Origin of the sequence: Salinisphaera sp., assembly GCF_035690525.1 — a bacterium.
In the GTDB taxonomy this organism is placed as follows: Bacteria; Pseudomonadota; Gammaproteobacteria; order Nevskiales; family Salinisphaeraceae; genus Salinisphaera.
On sequence record NZ_DASSKM010000092.1, the window covers coordinates 1 to 5,746 of the forward strand.

Here is a 5,746-nt window from a genome sequence, read left to right on the forward strand (position 1 = left end):
CCTCGGCACTTAAGCGCTCGTTGAGCAGTTTGCCGACCTTACCGTGTCGGCGATTGTCGACCAGCATCCGTTCCCTCCCCTTAGCCCACAAAACTAGCATTGAAGTACGTTGCGTGACAGCCGCATGTGACCCGGCGCCGGATTAGCCGCACGCATAGCGTCGGTACAGCGTCCACGGCGTGTCCGAACGGCGTCCTTAGGCAGCGGCACGGTGTGGGACTGGTTATTCTTCGTGTCACGTAAGAGGGCGGTGCGACGCGCAAAGCCCCATCGCTTCGGCGTAAGCGTTATATCTCGCCGACTCTCATGACGGTCGACAGTGCTAGCCGAATCATCAGTCCCAGCATCGGATTCGACTGGCTCTTGGCGGCTTTCAAGAGCCTTTTTCCTCGTCCTGCGACAGGCGGCAATCACGCGCCTGGCTGGGCTTAGGCGTGCGTACAGCGCGGCATGGGTTAGCCCAGATACCAACGCGCCATTCCTTGATCACAATCTGGAAGATGTGCGAGAGCGGGGCGAGCCGGAGTCGAACGGTATCGCGCAATTTGTTATCGGCGAGTTGCTGGTCTCCATAGGAGGCGACGAGGTCTGGTGTGATAGCAACGAGACTGTATTAGCCTAACGCGGCGCGAAGCTTTCGCGCCTTAGCTCGCTCAGCGGCTGGGTGCTTTCTTTCTTGGTGGGTGTGATATTGCTCAGGTAGCGATCAGTGGCGCCGCTCAGAGTCAGCCGCTCGGCCGGCGCACGTTTCTGGTAAATATCACGAGCCATCTCATCTTCAGTACGGCGTGCCCAATCTTCCGCATCGCGTTTCGTCCACCAGGTCTTCGAGCTGATCGGCCAGCCTTAGCGTCGAACAACTGCTTTTCAGCGGCCGGAGAGGTTTTAACGGGGGTAGCCATTACACCCCTACTGCACCATGAATGTACCTTTAGGGCATTCAGGCGAACAAAGAAAGTGGCTAAGTCGTTGATTTAATGGTGGGCCCGGTCAGATTCGAACTGACGACCAAGGGATTATGAGTCCCCTGCTCTAACCGCTGAGCTACAGGCCCCCGATATGAAAACGCCGGGCGTGTTGCACGTCCGGCGCGTGACTATAGCTTGACGGCCGTGGGGCCGCCAAGCAATGGGCCTTGTTATTCGTCGAGGAAGCTCTTGAGGAAGGTCGCCCGCGAGGGGTGACGCAGTTTGCGCAGGGCCTTGGCCTCGATCTGGCGGATGCGCTCGCGGGTGACGTCGAACTGCTTGCCGACTTCTTCCAGCGTGTGGTCGGTGTTCATGTCGATGCCGAAGCGCATGCGCAGGACCTTGGCTTCGCGCGGGGTCAGGCTGGCCAGGGTGTTGTGCGTGGCTTCGCGCAGGCTCTCGCCGGAGGCGGAGTCATCCGGGGCGACGGCGTTGGCGTCCTCGATGAAATCGCCCAGATGCGAATCCTCGTCGTCGCCGATCGGGGTTTCCATCGAGATCGGCTCTTTCGCGATCTTGAGGACCTTGCGCACTTTTTCTTCCGGCATTTCCATGCGCTCGGCCAGTTCGTCCGGGGTGGGTTCGCGGCCCATTTCCTGGAGCATCTGGCGGGAAATACGGTTGAGCTTGTTGATGGTCTCGATCATGTGCACCGGAATACGGATGGTGCGCGCCTGGTCGGCGATCGAGCGCGTGATCGCCTGGCGAATCCACCAGGTGGCGTAGGTCGAGAACTTATAGCCGCGCCGATACTCGAACTTGTCCACCGCCTTCATCAGGCCGATGTTGCCTTCCTGAATCAGGTCCAGGAACTGCAGTCCGCGGTTGGTGTACTTCTTGGCAATGGAGATCACCAGACGCAGGTTGGCCTCGACCATTTCCTTCTTGGCACGGCGGGCCTTGGCCTCGCCGATCGACATCTTACGGTTGATTTCCTTGATGTGATTGACGTCCAGCGACGATTCGCCCTCGATTTCGCGCACTTGGTTCATTTGGCGCACGAGTTCTTCGCGGCGGCTGGCAATGGTCGAGGAATAGCGGCGCTTGGCGCGGATGAGCTTGTCCAGCCATTGTTCGTTGGTGATGTTGTCGGGCAGCTGACGCACGAAGTCGCGGCGCGGCATGCCGGCCTCGGTAACACAAATGCGCAGCATGTCGCGCTCGGCGCTGCGGATGTCGATCATGGCCGTGCGCAGTTGCAGCGTCAGATCGTCTGCGGCCTTGGGCACCAGTTTGAAGCGCATGAAGTGCGTGGCCAGCGCCGACAGCGCGGCCTCGGTCTCGGCGTGTTCGCGACCGTTGTGGTCCAGCGCGGCCACGGCGGCGTCGTGCAGCCGGCGCAGTTCGGCGAACTGCGCCTTGGCTTCCTCCGGGTCCGGGCCGTCGTTGGCCGACGCCGAATTGTCGTCGTCTTCGTCGTTGTCCGAATCCGGAGCTTCGGCGTCGTCTTGGCCGCTGTCGACGGGGTCGCCGGTGTCGGGATCGACAAAGCCCACGAGTACGTCGCTCAGACGCTTGTCTTCGGCGGCCACTTGGTCCCACAGCTCGAGCAGACGCCCGGTGGTGGCCGGAAAATACGCCAGCGCGAACATCATCTCGGCCAGGCCTTCCTCGATGCGCTTGGCGATCCGGATCTCGCCTTCGCGGTCGAGCAGTTCGACAGAACCCATTTCGCGCATGTACATGCGCACCGGGTCGGTGGTGCGGCCGAACTGCGGGTCGAGCGCGGCCAGCGTCGCCGCGGCTTCTTCCGCGTCGTCGTCATCGTCGTCGTTGACGGTGTTGCCGGCGATGACCAGATCGTCCTCATCCGGCGCCTGCTCGTGCACCGTGATGCCCATGTCGCTGATCATGTTGACGATGTCTTCGATCTGCTCGGGATCGACGATATCGTCCGGCAAGGTATCGTTGACCTCGGCGTAGGTCAGATATCCTTTCTGCTTGCCGTGGGCGATCAGTAGCCGAAGCTGGGATTTCTTGTCTTTGCTCATGTGACTCGCTGCGTGTTGGGCTCGTGGGGCAAGGCGCGCTCGGCGATAACCGACCATGATAGCATCGCGACTGGGCCGAATCGATTCGAGAGGGCTCGTGCGGGGCTAGGACGGTCTTGGAGACCGGCCTTGCAGTTGGCTCCAGACTTCCTTTAACTCCTTTGCGGCCGCCGCATCGAGCGGGGCGCTTTCCTGTTGTGCGACCAGTGCGTTGTAACGTTGCCGCAGGCTCGCGCGAGAATGACTGTACTGCTGCAGCCGCGCGACCACGTCGGTGAACTCACCGGCGCGGTGTTCGTCGTCGCCCGGCGGGTTCGCCGCGGCGAGGTGTTGCAGGCGATCGAAAAAACGATGTTCGCGATAATGTTCAAGCCATTGCGCAACCGCTACGTTTGGGTTGCCTGCGAAAAAGTCAATCGCCTCGGCTAAAATTTGCGCGCCGGGGTTGTCGTTGTCGCGCAGCCCGTCGGTGGTTTCGATGCATGCGGCGAGACGCGGCTCGGTCAGCAACAGCATCAACCCGCGGGTGACCGGCGGCAGTTCGGCGCTGTAGGCGCTTTTTTTCGTCTGCCCGTCGTCGCCGGGTCTGGTCGGCCGCGCTGCGGAGCGGTCGGCGGCATACAGCGCGCGAATATCATCCGCCGGCAGACCGGATAACCGGCTGATCTCGGCGACCATCTCGGCGCGGAATGCGTCCGGCGGCAGGGTATTGATCGGCGCACGGCCGCGCTCGACCAGCTGGGCCCGCCCGTCCGGCGTGGCCAGATCGAGATTTTCGGTGAGCTGGCCGAGCAGGACCTCCGACGCCGGGCGCGCGGATTCGATCGCCGTCGCCATCGCTTGGCGGCCGCCGTCGCCGCGCACGAGGCTGTCCGGATCTTCGCCCTCGGGAAGAAAAAGAAAACGCACGCGCCGTGCGCCGCGCATGACGCCAAGACTGTGTTCCATCGCTTTTCGTGCGGCCCGAACGCCGGCCGCGTCGCCATCGAAACAGAAAACCACTTCCTGTGTATGGCGAAACAGCGTGATCAGATGCGACGCGGTGGTCGCGGTGCCCAGCGTGGCCACGGTGTTGGCAAAACCGTGCTGGGCGAGGGCGATGACATCCATATAGCCTTCGACCACCAGCAGACGGTCGAGCTGGCGCAGGGCCTGGCGCGCTTCGTACAGACCGTACATGTGGTCGGACTTGTGAAACAGCGGTGTTTCCGGCGAATTCAGATACTTCGCGCCGTCGTCGCCCAGCGTCCGCCCGCCGAACGCGATCGTGCGCCCGCGGGTATCGCGGATGGGAAACATCAGGCGATGGCGAAAACGATCGAAATAACCGCCCGAGTCGCGCTCGATCAGCAGGCCGGCCCGGGCGGCGGCCGGCTTGTCGGGCAGGCGACGGGTCAGATCGTCCCAGGCGTCGGCGGCGAAGCCCAGCCCGTAAATCTTGGCCATCTCGCCGGAGACGCCGCGCTTTTTCAGGTAGTCGATGGTGTCCTGATTCCGGCGCAGCGCGGCCTGGTAGTGGCGATCGGCCTGGCGCATCGCATCGAGCAGCGGTTCACGGGGCGGTCCGTTCGGGGCCGCGGCGGTGTCCTCGGGAATCTCCATGCCGGCGGCGTCGGCGAGCACGTCCACGGCGTCGCGAAATTCCAGCCGGTCGTATTCCATCAGGAAACTGATCGCCGAGCCGTGGGCGCCGCAACCAAAGCAGTGATAGAACTGCTTGCTCGGCGAGACGGTGAACGACGGCGTCTTTTCGTCGTGAAACGGGCAGCAGGCGGTATATTCGCGGCCCGCTTTTTTTAACGAGACCCGCGCGTCTATCAGCGAGACAATGTCCGTGCGCTCGAGCAACTGATCGATAAAGTGCTGGGGAAGACGCGCCATGGAGCGATTCTATTACTAATAAAGCAACGAAACAGCCGGCCGGTCGGCTGTTGCACACGACGTCGGTCTACTGCAGCTTGGCCTTGAGCCGTTGGCTCACCTCGGCCATATCGGCTTGGCCGGCGAGCTCGGCCTTGAGCCGGCTCATCACCTTGCCCATGTCGCGCATGGAGTCGGCGCCGGTATCGGCGATGGCGCGGTCGATGGCGGCGTCGATCTCGGTTTCCGAAAGCCGGGCCGGCAGGTAGTGCTCGAGCACGGAGATCTCGGCCGCCTCGGCGTCGGCGAGTTCGTCGCGCCCGGCGTCGCGATACTGGGACTCGGCGTCGCGGCGCTGCTTGAGCATCTTTTCGATCACCGCGAGCGCGCCGGCGTCGTCGAGCGTCGTCCGCTCGTCGATTTCACGCTGCTTGATGGCGGCGTTGACCATGCGGATCACGCTCAGCCGCTCCTTGTCACGGGCGCGCATGGCCGACTTCATGTCGTCTTGTAGCTGGTCTTTGAGATTCACGATGGTTCCCTCGGCACGATGACTTCCTCGGACAAAAACAATCTCGAAGCGCAGACAAAAAAAATAGTGGCGCCCAAAAAAAACAGCGGCCTTGGGGCCGCTGCGATTTCCGACTCAATCGATTGTCGCGCTCGATTCGATCAATCGATACGACAGCGCCGAATCAGTACTGACGCGTAAAGCGCTGCTGCTCGCGCTGCAGGCGCTTGGCGTGGCGCTTAACCGCGGCGGCGCGTTTGCGCTTGCGAGTCTGGCAGGGTTTTTCGAAGAATTCGCGACGGCGTACTTCGGTCACGACGCCGGCTTTTTCGCAGCTGCGCTTGAACCGACGCAGTGCGACTTCAAACGGCTCGTTCTCTTTGACGCGTACGCTAGGCATTGAGCATCACTCTCCG

At 62.3% G+C, this 5,746-nt stretch carries 5 protein-coding genes and 1 tRNA gene; all 6 read right to left on the reverse strand.

The annotated features are described in order from the left end of the window. Positions 1-618: 618 nt before the first annotated feature. Positions 619-771, reverse strand: coding sequence for a hypothetical protein (locus VFJ08_RS06845; protein ID WP_324996451.1), 153 nt, complete (start codon positions 769-771; stop codon positions 619-621). Positions 772-978: 207 nt separating this feature from the next. Beyond that, a tRNA-Ile gene (locus VFJ08_RS06850) sits at positions 979-1,054 on the reverse strand. A gap of 84 nt (positions 1,055-1,138) precedes the next feature. Next, complete coding sequence (gene rpoD / locus VFJ08_RS06855) at positions 1,139-3,016, reverse strand: RNA polymerase sigma factor RpoD (RefSeq protein WP_324996452.1); 1,878 nt, start codon at positions 3,014-3,016, stop codon at positions 1,139-1,141. A gap of 48 nt (positions 3,017-3,064) precedes the next feature. Next, complete coding sequence (gene dnaG, locus VFJ08_RS06860; protein WP_324996453.1) at positions 3,065-4,840, reverse strand: DNA primase; 1,776 nt, start codon at positions 4,838-4,840, stop codon at positions 3,065-3,067. 67 nt (positions 4,841-4,907) lie between these two features. After that, a complete protein-coding gene (locus VFJ08_RS06865) occupies positions 4,908-5,351 on the reverse strand; it encodes a GatB/YqeY domain-containing protein (RefSeq protein ID WP_349256965.1) in 444 nt (147 codons plus the stop codon). A gap of 163 nt (positions 5,352-5,514) precedes the next feature. Continuing rightward, on the reverse strand, positions 5,515-5,730 hold the full coding sequence (gene rpsU / locus VFJ08_RS06870) for a 30S ribosomal protein S21 (protein ID WP_037332947.1): 216 nt from the start codon (positions 5,728-5,730) through the stop codon (positions 5,515-5,517). Positions 5,731-5,746 lie beyond the last annotated feature (16 nt).

Excerpts from the sequence above, each read along its gene's own strand:
- VFJ08_RS06845 (WP_324996451.1), bottom strand. The coding sequence starts at position 771 with ATGGCTCGTGATATTTACCAGAAACGTGCGCCGGCCGAGCGGCTGACT.
- rpoD (WP_324996452.1), bottom strand. The coding sequence starts at position 3,016 with ATGGTCGGTTATCGCCGAGCGCGCCTTGCCCCACGAGCCCAACACGCA.
- dnaG (WP_324996453.1), bottom strand. The coding sequence starts at position 4,840 with ATGGCGCGTCTTCCCCAGCACTTTATCGATCAGTTGCTCGAGCGCACG.
- rpsU (WP_037332947.1), bottom strand. The coding sequence starts at position 5,730 with ATGCCTAGCGTACGCGTCAAAGAGAACGAGCCGTTTGAAGTCGCACTG.